We start from the raw sequence: 2476 nt of genomic DNA on the forward strand, positions 1-2476 counted from the left end.
GTAAGCGCTGTCTGCGCCCCACGCGGGATCAGCTTGACGGGTTGAAGTTCCAGGGCAGGAGCTCGTCGATCCTGCTGGCCGGGTGACCGGCGGCGATGGCCTCGAGGGTCGCCTTCAGGTAGGCGAAAGGCTCGACGCCGTTGATCTTTGCGGTGGCGATCAGGGAGGCGGCGCGAGCCCATGTGCGGCCGCCCTCATCGTGGCCGGCGAAGAGGGCATTCTTTCTCGTCAACGCGATCGGTCGGATCAGGTTCTCGACGGCGTTGGAGTCGATCTCGACGCGGCCATCGTGGAGGAAGGTCTGCAGGCCGGGCCAGTGGCGATGGATGTAGGTCAGCTTCTCGCCGAGCCGGGATTTTGCGGAGACGCGAAGACGTTGCGCCTGCAGCCAATCGCCGAACGCGGCCACGAGGGGCGCGCTGCGGGCCTGTCGGGCAGACAGACGCTGGCCGGGGCCCATACCGCGGATCTCGGCTTCGATGCGATAGAACTCGGCAATCCGGCGCAGTCCCTCGGCCGCAATCTCGGAGCCGTCGCGGTCGAAGACTTCCTTCAGCTTGCGGCGAGCGTGTGCCCAGCAGTGGGCAACCGTGATCGGCGCGCCGCCCTTGCGGGAGGGGCGCGTCAACCGATCGTAACCGGTATAGCCATCAAGCTGCAGGATTCCGTCGAAGCCCTGCAGGATCTGCTCTGCATGCGCCCCTGCGCGGCTGGGATGGTAGGTGAAGACCACGCCGGGCGGGTCCTCTCCGCCCCATCCGCGGTCATCCCGGGCAAGCGCCCAGAGGTAGCCGGTCTTGGTTCGGCCACGGCCTGGGTCGAGGACCGGGGCGGTGGTCTCGTCCATGAACAGCTTGCCGGACGACTTGAGATGCTCGGTCAGCCTGTCGACCACGGGGCCGAGATGGAAGGCTGCTGTGCCGGCCCAGTCCGCCAGGGTGCTGCGGTCGAGCTGGCTGCCGGAGCGCGCCAGGATCTGGCTTTGGCGGTAGAACGGCAGGTGGTCCGCGAACTTGGACATCAGGACATGCGCGATGGCGCCCTCGGTCGGTAGCCCACCTTCGATCAGCCAAGGTGCTGCTGGCGCCTGGGTGACCCCGTCCGAACAGACACGGCAGGCATACTTCGGCCGGATGTCGACCAGGACCCGGAGTTGCGCCGGGATGATGTCGAGGCGCTCGGTGCGGTCCTCGCCGATCCGGTGCATCCGGCCGCAGCCACATGGGCAATCGAGGCTTGCGGGTTCCAGGACACGCTCGATGCGCGGCAACTCGGCAGGCAGATGGCCCAGGTTGCGACGCCGTGCCGGGCGCGGCGTGGCCGTCGACGGCGCAACCTGCTCCTTGCGGGTCTCGACCTCGGCGACGGCGGTTTCCAGGTCCTCGAAGGCCAGCTGTCGGTCATCATCGCTCAGCTTCTCGGACCGCTTGCCATGCACGACATGGTTCAGCTCGGCCACGAGATGCTCGAGCCGCCGGTTCGCGTCCTTCAGCGCGTCACGCTCCTGCAGCACCGCCAGCACGGCGGCGCGCTGGCTTTCGGGGATCGCGGACAGATCGATGGGTGGGGCGCTGGACATGCGCAGATCATACCGCGCCAAATGCGCCGATGCCCCGTCATTCGTCGGGGCGAGTCACTCTGCCACAGCCGGCCGACGCACCTCCAGTGACCGCACCCGGCGCCAGTCCAGGCCGGCAAACAGGGCCTCGAATTGCGCGCGGTTCAGGGTCATGGCCCCGTCGCGGATCGCCGGCCAGGTGAAGGCGCTTTCTTCCAGCCGCTTGTAGGCCATCACGAGCCCACTGCCGTCCCAGAACAGGATCTTCAACCGGTCGGCCCGCTTCGAGCGGAAGACGAAGACGGTGCCGGTAAATGGGTCCTCGGCCAGCGTCGACTGGACCAGCGCTGCGAGACCGTCATGGCCTTTCCGGAAGTCCACCGGCTGTGTCGCCACCAGGATCCGCACGCCCTGCGAGGGCATCAACATGGATGCGCCTCCAGCGCGTGGATTATCTCGGCAATCCGGGCCGCGGGCGCATCCTGTGCGAGCTCGATGATGACCGAACCCCGGACAACCCTAACTGGCGCCTCGGCGCGGTGCCGCTCGGGCTCGGGGGCCGTCGTGGTCTCATCCCGGACGACCAGAGGTGCGAAAACCGGCTCATCGATCTCGACCGCAGGCAGCACGAGCTTGCCATCCTTGGCCAGCCGCCGCCACGCCGTCAGCTGGCTCGGCATGATCTCGTAGCGCGCGGCGACACCTGACACCGTCGCCCCAGGCTCCAGGGTCTCGGCCACCGCCTGCGCCTTCACATGATCCGGCCAGCGCCTCTGCCCCGAGGCGAAGACTTCAACACCAAGCGCCGTGAGGAACGAACTCTTTGCGAACATTGCGAAACGCACTCCTTTTCTTTGGATGCGTATCAACTCGCAATGGCTGATCCCGTCGGCAATGTGGGGTGGCGACACCGTTTAC

The 2476-nt window shown here is 67.1% G+C and carries 3 protein-coding genes; all 3 read right to left on the minus strand.

Annotated elements, in window-relative coordinates; all coding sequences use genetic code 11:
• Positions 1 to 28: 28 nt before the first annotated feature.
• Genes tnpC through tnpA form a run of 3 tightly spaced genes read right to left on the minus strand, consistent with a single transcriptional unit; the run spans position 29 to position 2391 of the window.
• Positions 29 to 1579 (minus strand): IS66 family transposase, encoded by a 1551-nt coding sequence (gene tnpC, locus EV657_RS21330; protein ID WP_134079866.1) that lies wholly within the window; start codon positions 1577 to 1579, stop codon positions 29 to 31.
• A 54-nt stretch (positions 1580 to 1633) separates the two neighbouring features.
• Positions 1634 to 1987 carry an IS66 family insertion sequence element accessory protein TnpB gene (gene tnpB, locus EV657_RS21335; protein WP_134079867.1) on the minus strand — a complete coding sequence of 118 codons (354 nt, stop codon included), beginning with the start codon at positions 1985 to 1987 and terminating at the stop codon, positions 1634 to 1636.
• Positions 1981 to 2391 carry an IS66-like element accessory protein TnpA gene (gene tnpA, locus EV657_RS22595; RefSeq protein WP_279587406.1) on the minus strand — a complete coding sequence of 137 codons (411 nt, stop codon included), beginning with the start codon at positions 2389 to 2391 and terminating at the stop codon, positions 1981 to 1983. Before tnpA ends, tnpB begins: the two co-directional genes overlap by 7 nt.
• Positions 2392 to 2476: the final 85 nt, after the last annotated feature.

The organism is Rhodovulum visakhapatnamense (assembly GCF_004365965.1).
Lineage (GTDB): Bacteria > Pseudomonadota > Alphaproteobacteria > Rhodobacterales > Rhodobacteraceae > Rhodovulum > Rhodovulum visakhapatnamense.